Source organism: Bacillus cereus group sp. BfR-BA-01522 (assembly GCF_022662635.1).
Taxonomy (GTDB): Bacteria; Bacillota; Bacilli; order Bacillales; family Bacillaceae_G; genus Bacillus_A; species Bacillus_A cytotoxicus.
Map to the genome: position 1 here is coordinate 16,674 of NZ_JAKUDY010000010.1, position 16,429 is coordinate 33,102.

Consider the following 16,429-nt stretch of genomic DNA (forward strand, 5'->3'; position numbering starts at 1 on the left):
TTAAAGCAATTTCTGTATATTTCCTCGCAGAAACTGTCCAAACCATCGTCGTATCCGCTTCCTTTAGTATATTCACACATGTAATTGAATAAGTTATTTTTTAGAAATTTATAAAATTTTTGCATTATACTAAAACGGTTGCCAGTTTCTGAAAAAAGCTTTATTCTCTTCTTGTAATCAAAAATGAATATGGAGATGAAACATACTATGGGTCAATTAGGAGACGCCGATTACGTTCCCGATACCGCCTTTTTATCCTTCCCAGCGGCTAAAACGTTTCACTTAGAATTTATCATACAATTGATTGTTATTTTTGTAGCTTCTATCTTGTATGCAATTTCGATGAATATGTTTTTTATCCCGCACAATATGATTAGTGGTGGATTCGCTGGAGTAGGGATGATTATTGGTTATTTAATGCACTACAATATTGGTGCACTTATCTTTCTACTCAATGTTCCACTTCTTATTTTAAGTCATTTTTACTTAGGTAAGAAAACAACCTTTTTAACAGCTTATTTCGTAGCAATATCGTCAATCGCTATGAACATTATCCCAGTGCATCAAGTATCAGAAGATATTTTGCTTTCTTCTGTATTTGGCGGAGTCCTCTGCGGAGCTGCAACGGGAATTATTTTCCGATTCGCTTCTTCAACAGGAGGATTTGATATTGTCGGGTTGATTGTAGCGAAATATAAAGATATCTCAATTGGAGCTATCATTTTCGTATTCAACCTTGTTCTACTTGTTGTTGCTGGCTTTATTTTCGGTTGGGATATTACCTTGTATACGTTAATTAGCCGTTTTGTTGTCAGCAAAGTAATTGATGCTGTGCATACGAAACATATCAAATTAACAATTATGACAATTACAGAAAAAGGCGAAGAAATCAAAAGCGCACTACTACATCATGGCATCCGTGGTGTAACAATGGTAGACGCTGTCGGCGGCTATACCAACCATAAGAAAAAAATTATTTACACTGTCGTAACTCGCTATGAGTTAGGAGAAATCAAACGCATTATTCGTCACGTAGACAATCATGCATTTATGAATATTACTGAAACTGTCGAAATCGTTGGCCGTTTCAAGCGCATATAAGAAAACGCAAGGAACTCACTTTCCTTGCGTTTTTATTTTGTCTTCACTTATTATAAAATCAGATAATTCTATCATTATAAACAAAAATATGTTATAATACAGTGAACAAGATTTACAAAAAGAATGTATAGACTTGGGAGTTTCTCTTACTTTTATAAGCAAAACGAAACGAGAAGTCGGGTATATTTTAAATGCAAATTTACACATCTTATCGAATCATCTTAGTTATTCTTCATTATTCTTTTTAGAAAAGAACTTCTTTCCATTATACCTACCTTGTTGACTTCCAAATCATCTTAGTACATAAGGAGATGAATATATGAATCAATATATAAGATATACAATAGCTGTTTTGTTTGCGATGATTGGCGCTGCCATTTGCTTTTGGACAAACGTTCAGCTTGGGGAACATATCATTTTTAACGGAATAGAATCACTTGTAAGCGCTTCAATATTAGGCGGATATATTTACTTCCTCTTCAATCCAGAAGAAAACGCCCAAAAAACAATGCTACTAACAATGATCGGAATTGTAGGGGGCTGTATCTCCTACTCCATGACAAACTATGCACTACCACTTCAATTAAGCTCTGCTTTCTTCCATGGTCTTTGGACTTGGTTTATCGCATTTTGCTTAGCAGATGTGTTTAACCTATTACAAGACCCTGAAGGAATCGAAAGCAATTCTTAAGCTGGAAGAATCCTCTTCCAGCTTTTTATTTTTTCTCCCTCAAAAAAATATATCGGCGCAACTTGAAATATATCGGCGATTCTTCACCATTTATCGGCGCAAATCGAATTTTATCGGCGCTTCGACATAGAATATCGATTTACCAACAAATTACGACAAGCGGGCAACTAACCGTCTGCTCGCATAAAGATCTCCTAATGATAAAACAATCGATGGTGCATCATCACCTCGTTCAATTAAGCTGATTGTCTGCCGCGATGAGCCAATTGTTTTCCCGAAATTCTCTTACTCGATTTTGAAGCTTCATACCCAAACCTCTTTTTCAATTATTTAGTTAAAATTGGAAATCCTCCCCTTTCTTTTATCGATGATTGACAAGACTCTCTATATAATTAAGTGAGAACGATAAAGTGCAACTTTAATTAGTAAAGGCTTCCTTCATCCCATATTGATTATGAGCTCCCACCTATCTTCCTTTCTTTCCTAAAATAGTGGAATAAAATAAAAAAGCAATGCTCCCACAAAAGCATTGCTTTTTCTAATTTCCAACATGGAATGGTCCTCACATTAATTTGCATTTTGAACAAATACACGTTTCAATTGCTTACGGAAACGAATACATAAGGTAATTGCCACAATCAAAGCAATTCCAAAAATGATTTTCCCGCTATGCTGTCCCAGTGCACCAAAGATGTCATGTAAATTTCCACCTAACCAATAGCCACCAAGCAAAAAGAACAACACCCAGAATAAAGCACCTGCATAAATTGTAATTGCAAAGCGACGGAATGGTAGATTAATAATTCCTCCAAAATATCCGGTAAAGTGACGGACACCTGGGATAAAGAAGCCAATAAAGATTAAGAAATATCCATACTTATCAAACCACATTCTTGTTAAATCAATTTTTCTTTGTGTTAAAAAGACATACTTTCCATACTTTTGTACAAAAGGCATCCCAAGCTTATTTCCTAAAAAGTATTGAATCGTCATTCCAATACTTGTCCCAATAAATGACAAAATAATTAATACAAATAAGTTTAAATCTCCTGTATGTGCTAAATATCCTGCATAGGCTAATGTCGGCTCTCCCGGAAATGGTAGAGCGATATACTCTAACAGTAATCCAACAAGTACAACATAGTAGCCATATTGCTGAAATAACTCATGAATCCATTCCATGTTATCTCTCCTTTTCTAATCCTATCAACATGAATCACGTACCCATTGTTACTATTATTGTATAAAAAAATTGTCGAAATAACTATCATAACAGCTTACATTTTTATTACATTTTTGTAAGATACACATCAACTTATTTTCACTGATCCCATTCTATATGTTTCTAAATCACATATACGCTAACCTAAATTACATCCATTTGTTCTATATAAAAAACGAATTCAAAAAAATACATACTTTTATAAACTCTTTATTTGCAAACCTTTATCCATTTTTATATAAATACCCTTTCTGTTTTTTTAAAAAAACGTTCTATATAAAAAACCATATTAAACTCATCTCAACTTCATATTAGCTTCATATACATATTGTAAAATTATATCGGAATTTGTTGAAAAGTATAACTAGTGAATGTGCCATATATTAAATTGAATAAATATAAATGATTCCCCAAAAAAAGAGAAAAGGAGAATAAAAATGGAAGCGTATAACATGCACAATTTTATCAATACAGAAATTGAATCTCAGCCGCATGAAACAACTTTCAATCTACACATATGCGAAGCAAATGAATTTGATACGAATTTAACAAAATCTACAACGTTATCCTTTATTGTTACAAAAAGAAATATCAAAATTATTACTAGAAAGTGGATCAATTCTCGGCAAGAAAGTATGATTGGTAAAAGTTATATTATTCCAACTCAAGCATTTCACTATCTGCTACCTATTATTTGTGAAAATGAAGAAGAAATGATTATTCAAGTACAAAGCTTTGGCACAAGCGGTGAACTTCTACTTAACGAAAGATTACTAATCAATAAAAATAACCGCAAGAATAGTACGAAAATCACTTCCTTTTTTGAAGCTTTAAATGAGAATATTATTCAAACTTTACGTACTTTCCAAATTCAATGTATGTAGTACAGTCATAAATAATTTATTCGTACTTATTATTTTAAATGATAAAATGAGCAAGAGGAGTATAATGATGAAAAAGTTATTATTAGTTATGTTATTTATATGGATTTGGGTATATCCTCTCAAAACTACCGAAGTAAAAGCAGCTTCACCATCTCAGCAACTAATTGTTAACACAAATACACATAAGATGGCATTCTATCAAAATGGAGTATTAATAAGAAACTTTACTGTCGCTACTGGAAAATCTACCACACCTACTCCAACAGGATCTTTTATTATTGTTAACAAAATTAAAAATCGCCCTTACTATACTGGCCATATTAAAGGTGGCGATCCACGTAATCCGCTCGGTGATCGTTGGCTCGGATTAAATATGGCAGGCACATGGGGAACAACATATGCGATTCATGGAACAAATAATAATCAAGCTATCGGTAAATCTACAACGCTTGGTTGCATTCGTATGTATAATAACGATATACATTGGTTATTTGAACAAATTCATGAAAAAGCCACTGTCATTGTAAAAAACTAGTTTAATACCGAAACAAGAGAAAACTCTTGTATTAGCCAAGAACTTATCTTGGCTTCTTTTATTTCCTTTATTTCTTTGTTTACAGTAGCAAAGCAGTTGTCTTTACATATATAATAAAAATAACTTTAATAAAAAGGCTATTAACATTTATAAAAATAAATATTAAAATTATACAGTTGTAATGTTTCATAAATTTCATATTACATACTATAATAGAATTATCGTGAATAAATTTTTTATCCCCATATATTACATACTTTTACTTTATTGTAATAGCGGGGGCTTATTATGTATATGAGCAATAGAAATTGATTATAATGCTTCATCAATCAGCTTTTTACAGGTAGTTCATCTCTCACCTAATTTCTTGCTTTCACTAAGCCTTAAAGTGTGAGTCTTACTGCCCGTTAATGCAGGATAAATGTTGAATTTGAATATTTTAGTAAAAAGCGTTATTTAGGAGGTGTTACGATGACGCATATACTAGTGATTGAAGATAATCCAGATATACAAGAACTGATACGAGAATTTTTGACTGCACAAAATTATAAAGTTGATGTTGCAGGTACAGGAACAGAAGGCATTCTTCTATTCCAAAAGAATTTATACGATCTTGTCCTGTTAGATGTAATGTTGCCAGATATAGATGGATATAGTATTTGTAAAATTATCCGTGGTCAGTCAGATGTACCGATTATTATGCTAACAGGTCTACAAAATGAAGAAAACGAAATTAAAGGTTTTGAGCTCGGGGTCGATGATTACATTACAAAGCCTTTTCATTATGCTATTTTTATCAAACGAGTTGAAGCAGTATTGCGAAGAGCAGCTTCAACAGAGGTTGAAAATGCAAATATACTACAATTCCATGAACTAATGCTAAATTCCACTGCATATGCTGCATATGTAAATGGTGATCAAGTGGAACTTACAACAAAAGAGTTTGAAATTATATATACGTTATTACAAAACCGTGGGAAAGTATTATCAAGAAGTGATTTATTAAATAAAGTATGGGGCTATGAACATTACGGTGATGTGAGAGTAATTGATACACATATTAAAAATTTAAGGAAAAAATTATGCATTCCTTATATTAAAACGGTGAAAGGCATTGGCTACAAAATCGACTCTTAAAAAAGGAAACATCACCAGAAATATTTTTATTAAAACCATGTTATTTTGTATCCTTTTATCACTATGCCTTTATCAAGTTATTTATTTTTTATTATCAAACTATGATAAAGAGCATCACGGGCATTCTATTCATTCAAAAGAATTACAGACAACGCAGGACGCGGTTGCAAATACAAAGGCTGCTCAAAATAAAAGTGAACAAAATAAAGCATTTTCCGGAAGTCTATCAAACCTTCCACCTTCTAGTATAGATATTCAATTGCTCTATACTGCACTCAATCATGTCTTACATCATGATCAAGAGGCAAAAGAAAATGCGCAAAGCCCTTCTCATGTAAATAGTAAAAATGAATCACCTTTACATTCTGAACAACAAGCTAGCCAAACTGTTAACTCAGATGTAACAAAACAAGAAGACAAATCAAAAAGCCTTGCAGAGATATTCAAGCAGCTCGCTCCACATATCGCGCTAACAATGTTGACTGTCTCACTCCTTGGCTCTTTCATTTATACAACATTAATAGCGAAACCATTTCACTATATGAGCGAAACATTGCGAGAAATTATGAATCTCGATTTCTCCGATAAACCATCTACAAATATACAAAAAGAGAATTATGGTTTAGAAACTTTAGCTGTTGGAGCACAACAAATTGTTAAAAGATTACATGAAACGAATAAAGATTTAAGAAACGAACTGAAAAGAGAACAAGAACTGGAGAGATCGCGTAAAGAATTTATGTCCATGCTGTCTCATGAATTAAAAACACCAATTACAGCTGTTATGGGGCAATTAGATGGTATGATTCACGGAATCGGCGCTTATAAAGATCGCGATAAATATTTAAAGCGTTCCTATGAGATGATGCAGGATATTAACAATTTAACGGAAGAAATGTCGGAATTATCCAAAATACAAAATCCTCAGTTCAAACCGAATCTACAAGTCATTTGCCTATCTAACATACTTGAAGATATTATGAAGAAGGTAGATTATTTTGTAAATGTAAAGCAATTAAATGTTCAATCTAATATCAAACCAGACGTACAAATTTTAGCTGACCATAAATTTATTCAAACAGCCATTTTTAATATTGTTTCAAATGCGATTAACTATACAATCGACCATCAACATGTATATATAAAACTTTATGAAAAGCCAAATGCTTATGCTTTGGAAGTATTAAATACAGGTACACAAATTGAAGAGGAAAAATTAGCTCATCTATTTGAGCCGTTTTATCGAGCCAATCCTAGCAAACACGGCCTAGTACATGGAAGCGGTTTGGGCTTGTATATTGTAAAACAAATATTAGATAAGCACCAATTCCCTTACGGCATTCAAAATACGCCTCAAGGTGTAAAATGTTCGATTGTGTTTCCAAAAGCTTTGTAGCATTCATAGACTCTACGATTGCTTCAGAACATAATAGAAAGAGAATTTCCCTATTCAAACTCAATATGTCTTTATGAGCGGCGGAATTTTGCAGAGCTTTTACTCTGTTTCGTTTGCTCGTTGTCCTAACTTGGACAACGGGCGCTTTTATTTAGAAAGAAGGTTTTGTATTGAAGTTATGTCTCCACTTCAATGGCTTGGCATCATTTTTATATGGATTGGTATTTTCACACCGCAGTTTCTTAAAACACGTCCATTCAATCAAAGTATGTAGAAAAGAAATTGAGAAACCTTGTTACTATATAATGCAAAAAAGGATCCCTTCACGGATAGGATCCTTTTTTGCATGCTTAACGCATATAAGTTGAGGTTGGAGATTACCATAATTCTGTAGAATAGGACACAAGGTATTTCAACATTTTATCTCTGACTTTACGTAGTCAAAAGGGGTATGACCAACATAACGAAGAGTAATATTTTAGTTGATATTGATAACGATTATCAATATCAACTAATTAGAAGTATACATGATGTGTTCTAGAAATACAATAGTTTTTTATTTATATTTTTTACTATGGAAATGTAAACATTTTACGAACATTCCCATAAATTAGGGATTGAATTCCTATAATCTGCTATACTTGTACTAGAATATGAAGCACTTTTTCGTTTAAAGTGTTTCAGTTCTTTTTCATAAATATCTATTAATTATAATAATCAATTTTAAAGGTGGAGAGATTATGAAACAGATCGGAATTCGTAAAAAGCTTCTCTTTATGTTTTTAGGTATATGTTCCTTATTTAGTATTGCACTCATTATTATTCTTTCCTATGCAATAAGTGAGACGCACAAGGCTGAAACCTTAAAATCTGAAGTATCGAAACGAGCTACTATTTTAAAAGAGAGAGGGGATTGGTTTCAAGCACAAGTTGCTGGCTTACAGGAATATTTACTATCTCATGATCAAAAAGGGTTAGATAAATTTAATCGAGAAGGCAAAAAATTAGCAGATACACGTAAAGAAGTGACAAGTGATAAAAAGCTGTCAGAAGGGATGAAAGAAGCTATTTTAATGGGGGGAAAATGGCGCAGTGTGATTGATAATGAAGTTCTTCCACTTGCACGTGAAGGAAAGTGGGAGGAAGCTTCCAAAATTGCAATAGAACAAACGGATTACGTCAATGATCTATTGGATCGCTTTACCAAATATGCAAATGAAGAAAAAGAAAAACAAAATCAATTAATTGAGGATATTCATACTTCATCCGAATTCATCCAATATATTATTTTCTTCTCGCTTATTGCATGTACGATTATTTCTATCTTATTAGCTTGGTGGTTCTCCGGCCATCTTGTTAAACCGATCCAAAAAATTGATTCTAAATTAAAAGAATTAGCTTCTAAAGATGGTGATTTAACAGCAAGATTAGACGTAAATAGTAGAGATGAAATTGGCAACATCGCTCATTCTTTCAACCAAATGCTCGCAAATTTACAACATATTATTCAACAGGTACAACAAACATCTACGAATGTAAAGGAAGCATCGTTAAGCATGTATTCCAGCACAATTGCTTCTATGGATGCGACATCACAAATTCAAGATACAATGGTATCTCTTGATGATAGTATTCGTTCACAAGTTTCTAGTATAGAAGAAAGCTCCACTGCTATGGACGACATGTCAAAAAGCGTACAGCGCATTGCGGAATCTGCTTCTTCTGTCGCAGAATTAGCAATGACAACAGCTGAAAAAGCAGACGATGGTGGCAAAGTTATTGAAAAATCAATTTCACAAATGAATACAATACATGAAGCAGTCAACGCCACATCACAAGTTGTGGAACGCCTAATTACACATACAAAACATATTGATACAGCTGTACAATCCATTTCTAATATTGCGGAACAAACAAACTTATTAGCTTTAAATGCTTCCATTGAAGCTGCTCGGGCTGGGGAACAAGGAAAAGGATTTGCGGTTGTTGCAGATGAAGTTCGCAAACTGGCTGAACAATCTAAAACAGCAGCGACTGATATTAACCATTTATTACGTCAAATTCAAAATGATACACAAGCTGCCAATGATATGATGACACAAGGGCAATCAGAAGCATCTCAAGGAATTACGGTCATTCGTACTGCTGGTTCTTCTTTTACAGCAATTGTAAACCATATAAATGAAGTTTCTACACAAATGCAAGAAATGTCTGCTACTGCTGAAGAAATGGCTGCAAGTGCTGAAGAAATGAATGCATCCTTAAATAATATCGCCTCCATTTCAAATGAGGTGGCAGCTGATACAACCCAAACATCCAATTCAGCTGGTGAACAAGTTCATGTAATGAAAGAAGTCGCTACAAAATCATCAGAGATGAAAGCTACTGTAGAGGAGCTAGAAGCACTTGTTGCGCATTTTAAAACAACTTCATAATAGATTGTAAGAGAGACTTTTCATTTGTCTCTCTTTTTTATTATTTATCATGGATTTACATATATCTCGAAAAGAAATATCTTATGCTTTCCTCTTTGAATGACTGTCTGCTATAATTCCTAATGGAAAGAACGTTTTATTCCAACAAGATATAGGATAAAGTGAAACTTTAATCAGTGGGGGCTTCATCCCCATCGATTATGAGCCTTCACCAATCGGGCTGTTACGGGCAGTAAGGCTCCCACCTATCTTCCTTGCTTCTTTCTGAATCTTGAGGTGGGAGTCTTACTACCATAAAATAGCGGGATAAAGCTTTTCACATTATTATATCTAAAAATCTTAATAGAATGATTAAAAGGAGGTTTTTCGTATGAGTTTTATTAGTATTCGCAAAAAATTGATATTCATGATGATAGCAACTTGTGCTTTATTCAGTATTGCATTAGCTCTTATTTTATTTTTTGCTACCGATCAATCCAAAAAAGCTGAGACATTACAAACAGATATCTCCCCTTTAGCAACAGAATTAAAGGAACATGGAGAGGCTTATCAAGTGCAACTTTCTGCTCTACGTGGTTATTTATTACAACATGATCAAGTGGAAATCGACAAATTTCATGAAATGAGTAAGCACATTGAAAGTACGAAGGACAAACTTCTTGCGGACTCTCATGCCAATGAACAGCTAAGAGATACAATGCAACTAGGGGCTAAATGGAGAGAATTTATTGACACAAAAGTCTTTCCACTTGCAAAAAAGGAAAAGTGGGAAGAAGCTATTCAACTTGCTGAAACAGAAAATGCGACCGTCTATAAAGTAATAGGGGATTTCACAAACTATAGCAATGAACAAGCAAAACTACGTGAACAGTCCATTCAAAAAATCGACCAATTCTCATCGTTCATTGTATATGTTGTATTGTTATCTCTTATTATCTGTAGTGTTGTTGCCATTATTCTTGCATGGTGGTTCTCTGATAAACTTGTTAAACCAATTCAACAAATTGATATAAAGTTAAAAGAATTAGCATCTCAAGAAGGGGACTTAACAGGTCGTTTACAAGTAAACAGTAATGATGAAGTTGGTGAAATTGCTACTTCCTTTAATAAATTGCTAGAAAATTTACAGCACATTATTCATCGAGTACAAAAAACATCTAAGGAAGTTCAAACAGCTTCTGAAAACATGCTCGAAAAAACGAATACATCAAGAGAAGCTACATTAAAAGTTCAGCGTACCATGTCTGAATTAGAAACAAGTATTCAATCTCAAACTTCTAGCATGGAAGAAAGTTCTACTGCTATGGATGACATGACCATGAATGTGCAGCGCATTGCGGGAGCTGCTTCTTCTGTTGCTGAGTTAGCTGTTACTACTTCAGATCATGCCAATAACGGTACTGCCGTTATTCAGAAATCGATTACACAAATGACAACAATTCATGAAGCAGTCAATGCTACATCACAAGTTGTCGAACGTCTAATCACTCACACAAAACATATCGATACAGCATTGCAATCTATTTCTAACATTGCGGAACAAACAAATTTACTTGCTCTCAATGCTTCTATCGAGGCTGCTCGGGCTGGGGAACAAGGAAAAGGATTTGCAGTTGTCGCAGATGAGGTCCGCAAACTTGCAGAACAATCTAAAACAGCTGCAACTGATATTAACACGCTATTGCATCAAATTCAAAATGATACAGAAACAGCAAGTTCTATGATGTCACGAGGACAAGCAGAATCTGCAGAAGGAATTCATGTAATTCGCAAAGCTGGAGATTCCTTTACAACAATTGTAGAACAAGTAAACCATGTTTCCACACAAATACAAGAAATCTCTGCAACAGCGGAAGAGATGGCAGCAAGTACCGAAGAAATGAACGCATCTCTTAACAACATTGCTTCTATCGCTAATGAAGTATCCGCAGAAGCGACTCAAACTGCAAAATCAGCGGAAAGAAAAGTAATTGTTATAAATGAAATGACTTCTACAGCAAGTCAAATGAAACGAACAGTAGAAGAATTAGATACTCTCGTATCGCGATTTAAAACAGAATAAAATTCCTTTTATCCAGGTACTCCTTTTAAAGGAGCCTGGATTTTTTACTTTTTCAAACCCAGTATAGTTCACTTTCTAAGTAATCTTCTATTACTATAGACGTTCTCTCACGAGATTCTCCCCATATGTAACGACATTCACAATCACGCGTTATTTCCCATATCACAATAAAAGGAGTCTTATTATAATCTATATGTATGCTCCTTTCTGCTACTTACCGCCATTATAGAAAGCACTTCATGAAACATGTGTGAGCTATTTCACTGCATCTTTATCTTTTTTCCTTTATAATGAGAATGACTATCACTAATATTAGGAGTGTGCTACATGTCAAAGGAATTTGAAGATAAGATATATGCAAACTTGGAAGCTGTGATTGATCCTGAATTAGGCGTTGATATCATCAACCTTGGTTTAGTATATGATGTTACCGCTGACGAACAAAATAACGTTGTTATTACTATGACAATGACTTCTATCGGTTGCCCGATGGCTGGGCAAATTGTATCCGATGTAAAAAAAGTACTATCAACAAATGTACCTGAAGTAAATGAAATAGAAGTAAATGTTGTTTGGAATCCGCCTTGGTCTAAAGAACGTATGTCCCGTATGGCAAAAATCGCTCTTGGCATTCGTGACTAATGTACAAAAGACCTGACTCAGCTAAGTCAGGTCTTTTCCCCTATTATTTTACGCCTACTGACTCATAAGCTTTGTCTACAGCTTGTACTGCTTTAGAATTTTCACCATATAAATCTTCAGCAGATTGCAGAGCAGCTTGACGCATCATTTTAAAATCAGCATTTGCAGTTAAATATTTCGTAAGCGCATGATAGTAAATTTTTTCTGTCGCTTCGCGGCCAATGCCAGTTACTTTTACACCGTAATGCTCTCCGCCCTCAGAAACTAAATATGCCGCTTTATTATTAATACTACTATTAATATGAACACCACCGTTATCATATGGTCCTACATAGCGTTTGCTATAATGATCTGGATACCCTTCACCTGGCTTTAACGGATTTGGAATCGAAGCTGGATCTTTCAGAGAACGAAGCGCATCTCCTTCAATATCAGGCGTGTAAATATCAGCCCCTATATCCCAGTTTTTCTTCTCAACCATAACACCCATAATATCCGATATCGATTCGTTCAATGCACCTGATTCATTTTGATAAACTAAATTCGCTGTATATTCTGTTACAGCATGTGTTAATTCATGACCAATTACATCTAATCCTGCAGATAATGGAATAAATGTTTTTCCATCACCATCACCATATACCATTTGTACGCCATTCCATGCCGCATTATTCCAAGCCTCACCTACGTGAACAGCTGAAATGAGCTTTGCACCTTTATTATCGAAAGAATTGCGATTAAAAGTCTTTTTATAATAATCATATACTTTTCCGGCATTTACATGTGCGTCAACTGCAGCTTTGTCCTCAAAGAACTTAGATTTACTCTCTATTTCTTCTCCTGTATAACCAAACCATTGTGATAAAATTATAAATATATTCTCGTCCATATTTTTTGCGTCAAATGTATGAACACCTTGCCCACGTTTCCCATCAAACAAGTTATATACACCTGTTTTCTCATCTTGAGCAATTTCAAATGATGCTTTGTTTCCTAATACACCGTATCCAAATCCTGTAATAGAATCGATTGCATTATATTTCTCAATCACATTTCCATTTGTTGCATCAATAAAATAATGCCAATATCCTGGAGCTGGTTTGGAAATAGATGCTTTTACAAGATAAGTAAGATAGTAGTTCCCGTCTTTTTCATACACATATAAATCTTTTTTTACACCATCATATTGATTCACTTTTCCAATTTCTTTTTCAATATTTTTCTTTGCAATGTTTACAGCTTGTTCATCCGTAATGCTCGTTGCAGTCGGAATATTTTTATCCTCTAAATTTGGAATGACTTGTCCGAAAAAAGCCTTCACATTATTTTCTTTATCAAATGTGATCGTTTGATCTGAGCCATACACAGGAATGTCATTATATTTCTCAACTAGCTTAATATGAGTTGTCTCCGACTTCTCATCTTTTTCTTCCCCAACAATCTTGAAATGTTTTTCTACATTTCCGGCTAATTTGAACATTGCTTTCTTACTCTCTAAATATTGAAAGACAGATTCTTTTTTATCTACTCCTTCTGGTGCTTTCCATTCTTCCCCTATGTAAGCAGGTGTTTTAAATTTTGGGTGATATTGAATTTGTTCTTCTGCCTGTACGTTTGATGTCCCGAATCCCCCAATCCTAAAGTAATAACAGATAGAGCTAATGCTGACGAAACAATTGTCTTTTTCAAACGAGCACTCTCCATTCCCCAAAAATTTTTTGACACTCTTATACACTTCAAAAAAAGGAAAATATATCCTTTTGGAAAATATTGAGAAATAATTTTCTTACAATTTCATCCAAAACAGCAAATCAAAAGAAGTAGCGCATCTTTTTCATGCCCTACTTCTTTTGATAAGTAATAACTCTTATTGTTTTTTCATTTCAATCACCAAATAATGTGACTGCTCTTTTGCTTGAATATAAATGTCCTCCTCAACAACTTCCGCTGCATCTCGCATGACAAGTGTTTCATCATTTACAATACCGCTTCCTTCAATTTGTATAAGATAAACTTGACGTCCTTCATTTACAGGGAAACAAATCTCTTTTCCTGCTTCTAATGATAAAGAATATATATTTGCATCTTGGTGAATGGTAATTGGTGCATCACCATCAACTGAGGACACCATATGGAACCATGTATTTTCGCGTTTATTCCAATCAAATTTAAACTCTCCATAGTTTGGCTTATGGCCAGCATAGTCTGGTAAAATCCAAATTTGTAATAGACGCAATGTTTCATTTCCTAAATTATGTTCACTATGAAATACCCCTGTACCAGCACTCATATATTGAACATGCCCACGCTCAATTGTACCGCGGTTTCCCATACTATCTTGGTGCGTTAGCGCTCCATCTACAACGTAAGAAATAATCTCCATATCACGGTGTGGATGCATATCAAATCCTGTTTGCGCCGCTACTAAATCATCATTAATAACGCGAAGCACTCCGAAGTTCATATTATTTGGATTATAGTAGTCTGCAAATGAAAAATGAAAATGTGTATGTAACCAACCGTGATTTGCTCTTCCCATATTTTTATGATCAATTTTTCGAAACATATTCTTCACCTCATTTTATCTCATATTCGAGATATTTTCTTAAAATTTTTTATTGTAGCTTTCGAAGTAATTCTAATAATTGTCGCTGTTCCTTATGATTTAACTTTCCAAACTGTTCCGCTTGAAATGTTTCTTGCGGTGGAACAGTTTCTTGATATAACGCTCTTCCCCTTTCTGTTAACGAAAGATATTTCGTCGCCCCTTCCCGTTCCCGCTGAATCCATCCTGACTTTTCCATCTTGCTTAAAAGTTGCGTAATATTCCCTTTCGTAACAAATAACTTCTTTCCAAGTTCCCGCTGTGTTAATCGTTCTTGTCCACCAATTTGAGCTAAAACATCAAACTGTGCAGCAGACAAATTCCATTTCTTTAAATGCTGATTTGTTTCACGAATACTTTTGTTATAAAAGCGCGATAAACGGAACCATAATAGTAAACCTAGTCTATCTTCTGTTTTCATTCCATCACCTCGCTCATTTCATATCATTAGTTTAGAACTAAACTTTAAAAATGTCAAATACTAAAATTTAATAAGTAAAAAGCATAGTAGACTTGATCACTATGCCTTAGTTTATTTTCCCTCTTATATATTCATTCATTTTTCGTTCAGCAAATGTACGAGCATCTCTTTCTATCCATCGTCGTTCATATGCCTCGTTATCTATATATAAAACATTCTGTTCCTGTTGCATAGAGTGTCGAAACTCATGTAACAACGTTTTGAGCACTTGTTCATATTGTTCCCACCTGCATATAAAAATGAGTCTTTTTTCTTTATGATAAAAGCCGTTCAAAGGAAATAAAAATTCTTCTTCCTCTTCTCCTAACATGAGAAGAACTTCATTCGTCTCACACGTATCGCAAAAAATAACAGGAATTTCACGCTTCTCAATGAGTGAAAAAACATCATTTTTCACTTGTTGAATATCCCAAGGAAATTCTGCATCCAGCACGTACCAATTTCCAGCTTGCTGATGCACATTTTGAAACTGGAGTTCCATCTTCCTCCATTCCCCTTTCTATATTCCCTTTTTCTATATATATGCCACCACAAGAAGAAAAATAAACATATATTCCTATATAACATTACATCTCATTCAAAAATCTTTTAAAATATTGTTTCAAAGGCTTGATTTATACCAATTACTAATTTATAATAATTATAAATTAGTAATTGGTATAAAATAATAACTCAAAAGGAGATGGATTATATGAATACACAAGTAATCGAAGTATTAAATAAACAAGTAGCAGACTGGAACGTACTATTTACAAAACTACACAACTTCCATTGGTACGTAAAAGGACCTCACTTCTTCGTCCTACATGAAAAATTCGAACAATATTATACAGAAGCAGCTGAACACATTGATGAAATCGCAGAACGGATTTTAGCAATCGGCGGCAAACCAGTAGCAACAATGAAAGAATACTTAACACGATCTTCTGTTCAAGAAGCTTCTTACGGAGAAACTGCAGAAGGGATGGTTGAATCAATCTTGAAAGACTATGAAATGATGTTAGACGAACTCAAAAAAGGCATGGAAATTGCTGAAAATGCAAACGATGAAACAACATCTGACTTACTACTCGGCATTTACACAGAACTAGAAAAACACGCTTGGATGCTACGTGCATTCTTAAATAAATAATGCCCCGCCCTAACGGATCAGGTTCTTCCGTATAGAAAGTGCTCTTTCCTTTCTCTTCTGTAAGAACCTTAGACACAAGAGGCTTGCCACCGCAACTAGATATTCT

Annotated in this window: 14 protein-coding genes and 2 pseudogenes; 10 read left to right on the forward strand and 6 right to left on the reverse strand. The window is 34.2% G+C overall.

Annotated features, from left to right (window positions below; translation table 11 throughout):
* Positions 1 to 207: 207 nt before the first annotated feature.
* The gene (locus tag MR059_RS14780; protein ID WP_012096062.1) at positions 208 to 1,101 is read left to right on the forward strand and encodes a YitT family protein; all 894 of its coding nucleotides are present in this window, start codon (positions 208 to 210) and stop codon (positions 1,099 to 1,101) included.
* 319 nt (positions 1,102 to 1,420) lie between these two features.
* Positions 1,421 to 1,792, forward strand: a complete 372-nt coding sequence (locus tag MR059_RS14785) for a DUF3938 domain-containing protein (RefSeq protein ID WP_012096063.1) — start codon at positions 1,421 to 1,423, stop codon at positions 1,790 to 1,792.
* A 195-nt stretch (positions 1,793 to 1,987) separates the two neighbouring features.
* Here MR059_RS14785 and MR059_RS14790 read toward each other — a convergent pair.
* Positions 1,988 to 2,099, reverse strand: a pseudogene (locus MR059_RS14790) (helix-turn-helix transcriptional regulator); the annotation flags it as partial.
* 260 nt (positions 2,100 to 2,359) lie between these two features.
* Positions 2,360 to 2,974, reverse strand: coding sequence for a DedA family protein (locus tag MR059_RS14795; RefSeq protein ID WP_012096064.1), 615 nt, complete (start codon positions 2,972 to 2,974; stop codon positions 2,360 to 2,362).
* Between the two features lie 477 nt (positions 2,975 to 3,451).
* On the opposite strand from MR059_RS14795, the gene MR059_RS14800 reads away from it, so the two are divergent.
* The 7 genes from MR059_RS14800 (at position 3,452) to MR059_RS14830 (ending at position 12,105) form a co-directional block, all read left to right on the forward strand.
* Positions 3,452 to 3,898: a DUF3978 family protein gene (locus tag MR059_RS14800; protein ID WP_140388446.1), complete on the forward strand. Its 447-nt coding sequence runs from the start codon at positions 3,452 to 3,454 to the stop codon at positions 3,896 to 3,898.
* 67 nt (positions 3,899 to 3,965) lie between these two features.
* On the forward strand, positions 3,966 to 4,433 hold the full coding sequence (locus tag MR059_RS14805) for a L,D-transpeptidase (RefSeq protein ID WP_041810602.1): 468 nt from the start codon (positions 3,966 to 3,968) through the stop codon (positions 4,431 to 4,433).
* A gap of 471 nt (positions 4,434 to 4,904) precedes the next feature.
* Positions 4,905 to 5,570, forward strand: coding sequence for a response regulator transcription factor (locus tag MR059_RS14810; protein ID WP_012096067.1), 666 nt, complete (start codon positions 4,905 to 4,907; stop codon positions 5,568 to 5,570).
* Positions 5,548 to 6,966 (forward strand): sensor histidine kinase, encoded by a 1,419-nt coding sequence (locus MR059_RS14815; protein WP_012096068.1) that lies wholly within the window; start codon positions 5,548 to 5,550, stop codon positions 6,964 to 6,966. The genes MR059_RS14810 and MR059_RS14815 overlap by 23 nt, the downstream gene beginning before the upstream one ends.
* 740 nt (positions 6,967 to 7,706) lie before the next feature.
* The gene (locus MR059_RS14820) at positions 7,707 to 9,401 is read left to right on the forward strand and encodes a methyl-accepting chemotaxis protein (protein ID WP_012096069.1); all 1,695 of its coding nucleotides are present in this window, start codon (positions 7,707 to 7,709) and stop codon (positions 9,399 to 9,401) included.
* 370 nt (positions 9,402 to 9,771) lie between these two features.
* Positions 9,772 to 11,463 carry a methyl-accepting chemotaxis protein gene (locus MR059_RS14825; RefSeq protein WP_012096070.1) on the forward strand — a complete coding sequence of 564 codons (1,692 nt, stop codon included), beginning with the start codon at positions 9,772 to 9,774 and terminating at the stop codon, positions 11,461 to 11,463.
* A 327-nt stretch (positions 11,464 to 11,790) separates the two neighbouring features.
* The gene (locus MR059_RS14830) at positions 11,791 to 12,105 is read left to right on the forward strand and encodes a metal-sulfur cluster assembly factor (protein ID WP_012096071.1); all 315 of its coding nucleotides are present in this window, start codon (positions 11,791 to 11,793) and stop codon (positions 12,103 to 12,105) included.
* Between the two features lie 43 nt (positions 12,106 to 12,148).
* On the opposite strand, the pseudogene MR059_RS14835 reads toward MR059_RS14830, so the two are convergent.
* The 4 genes and pseudogenes from MR059_RS14835 to MR059_RS14850 all read right to left on the reverse strand — a co-directional run bounded on the left by MR059_RS14835 (position 12,149) and on the right by MR059_RS14850 (position 15,672).
* Positions 12,149 to 13,794, reverse strand: a pseudogene (locus MR059_RS14835) (M4 family metallopeptidase).
* A 178-nt stretch (positions 13,795 to 13,972) separates the two neighbouring features.
* Positions 13,973 to 14,671 (reverse strand): pirin family protein, encoded by a 699-nt coding sequence (locus MR059_RS14840; protein ID WP_012096073.1) that lies wholly within the window; start codon positions 14,669 to 14,671, stop codon positions 13,973 to 13,975.
* 49 nt (positions 14,672 to 14,720) lie between these two features.
* Complete coding sequence (locus tag MR059_RS14845) at positions 14,721 to 15,131, reverse strand: MarR family winged helix-turn-helix transcriptional regulator (protein WP_012096074.1); 411 nt, start codon at positions 15,129 to 15,131, stop codon at positions 14,721 to 14,723.
* 106 nt (positions 15,132 to 15,237) lie between these two features.
* Positions 15,238 to 15,672: a DUF3920 family protein gene (locus tag MR059_RS14850; RefSeq protein ID WP_012096075.1), complete on the reverse strand. Its 435-nt coding sequence runs from the start codon at positions 15,670 to 15,672 to the stop codon at positions 15,238 to 15,240.
* Positions 15,673 to 15,882: 210 nt separating this feature from the next.
* On the opposite strand from MR059_RS14850, the gene MR059_RS14855 reads away from it, so the two are divergent.
* Positions 15,883 to 16,323 (forward strand): Dps family protein, encoded by a 441-nt coding sequence (locus tag MR059_RS14855; RefSeq protein ID WP_012096076.1) that lies wholly within the window; start codon positions 15,883 to 15,885, stop codon positions 16,321 to 16,323.
* Positions 16,324 to 16,429 lie beyond the last annotated feature (106 nt).

Coding starts and splice junctions, on each gene's coding strand:
- MR059_RS14780 (WP_012096062.1), top strand. CDS start 208: ATGGGTCAATTAGGAGACGCCGATTACGTTCCCGATACCGCCTTTTTA.
- MR059_RS14785 (WP_012096063.1), top strand. CDS start 1,421: ATGAATCAATATATAAGATATACAATAGCTGTTTTGTTTGCGATGATT.
- MR059_RS14795 (WP_012096064.1), bottom strand. CDS start 2,974: ATGGAATGGATTCATGAGTTATTTCAGCAATATGGCTACTATGTTGTA.
- MR059_RS14800 (WP_140388446.1), top strand. CDS start 3,452: ATGGAAGCGTATAACATGCACAATTTTATCAATACAGAAATTGAATCT.
- MR059_RS14805 (WP_041810602.1), top strand. CDS start 3,966: ATGAAAAAGTTATTATTAGTTATGTTATTTATATGGATTTGGGTATAT.
- MR059_RS14810 (WP_012096067.1), top strand. CDS start 4,905: ATGACGCATATACTAGTGATTGAAGATAATCCAGATATACAAGAACTG.
- MR059_RS14820 (WP_012096069.1), top strand. CDS start 7,707: ATGAAACAGATCGGAATTCGTAAAAAGCTTCTCTTTATGTTTTTAGGT.
- MR059_RS14825 (WP_012096070.1), top strand. CDS start 9,772: ATGAGTTTTATTAGTATTCGCAAAAAATTGATATTCATGATGATAGCA.
- MR059_RS14830 (WP_012096071.1), top strand. CDS start 11,791: ATGTCAAAGGAATTTGAAGATAAGATATATGCAAACTTGGAAGCTGTG.
- MR059_RS14840 (WP_012096073.1), bottom strand. CDS start 14,671: ATGTTTCGAAAAATTGATCATAAAAATATGGGAAGAGCAAATCACGGT.
- MR059_RS14845 (WP_012096074.1), bottom strand. CDS start 15,131: ATGAAAACAGAAGATAGACTAGGTTTACTATTATGGTTCCGTTTATCG.
- MR059_RS14850 (WP_012096075.1), bottom strand. CDS start 15,672: ATGGAACTCCAGTTTCAAAATGTGCATCAGCAAGCTGGAAATTGGTAC.
- MR059_RS14855 (WP_012096076.1), top strand. CDS start 15,883: ATGAATACACAAGTAATCGAAGTATTAAATAAACAAGTAGCAGACTGG.